The organism is Macrococcoides caseolyticum (assembly GCF_002902665.1).
Taxonomy (GTDB): domain Bacteria; phylum Bacillota; class Bacilli; order Staphylococcales; family Staphylococcaceae; genus Macrococcoides; species Macrococcoides caseolyticum.
On sequence record NZ_PPRM01000113.1, the window covers coordinates 1 to 779 of the forward strand.

General features: G+C 23.1%; 1 protein-coding gene. It reads left to right on the plus strand.

The features are described 5' to 3' along the window. A partial coding sequence (locus CD152_RS12020; RefSeq protein ID WP_462491142.1) for a glycosyltransferase family protein occupies positions 1-608 on the plus strand: 608 nt, incomplete at its 5' end. Positions 609-779 lie beyond the last annotated feature (171 nt).

A 779-nucleotide genomic window follows, 5' to 3' on the forward strand; every position in this document is an offset into this window, starting at 1 on the left:
GTATAAATGAAGATATCGTAAATATAAGTAATAATTTTGTAGATAATAATTTAAAAATTGAAAAACCAATAAATATTTCCTTTATAGGAAATGTAAGATTTTATAAAGAAAATAAAAGACTAATTTCTGTATTTGCTAATGATGAAAGATTTATTTTGAATTATCACGGCGTTGGTTATGAACCTCTAAAAAAATATTGTGATGATGAAAAAATTATGAATGTTAATTTTACAGGAAGGTTTGAACCTAAAAATACAATTAGTTTTTTAAATGATGCTGATGTTATAAATAATTATTATGGCAAAAACAGTATCGCTTTAACTACTGCTATTTCAATTCGACTATATTATGCAGTCGCATTATGGAAACCAATTTTAGTTACACCAGATACATATACATCTACTATTGCTACAAAATTAGGTATAGGATTTTCCAAAGAAATTAACAAAAACTATGCAGATGAATTATACTTTTGGATAAATAGTGAAAAATTTAGAAATGAAGTAGTGAATAGAGAAAAGTTCTTAGTTAAAGTTACAAGGGATAATGAATTATTTAGAGAGAAATTTTTGAGGGTTTTGAAAAATGAACATAAAAAAATTAATTGATTTATTTTGTCTAATTTTGCCTATGGTATCATTCTTATTCTGTTTGTTAAAAGGATATACCATTCTTTCATTTATGCCATTAGTTTTTTTAATTATCTATATTATTTTTATTAGATCTCTTTATAGTACTTCAATAAAAATAACGTTCTACATACTAATGGTATTTAATAT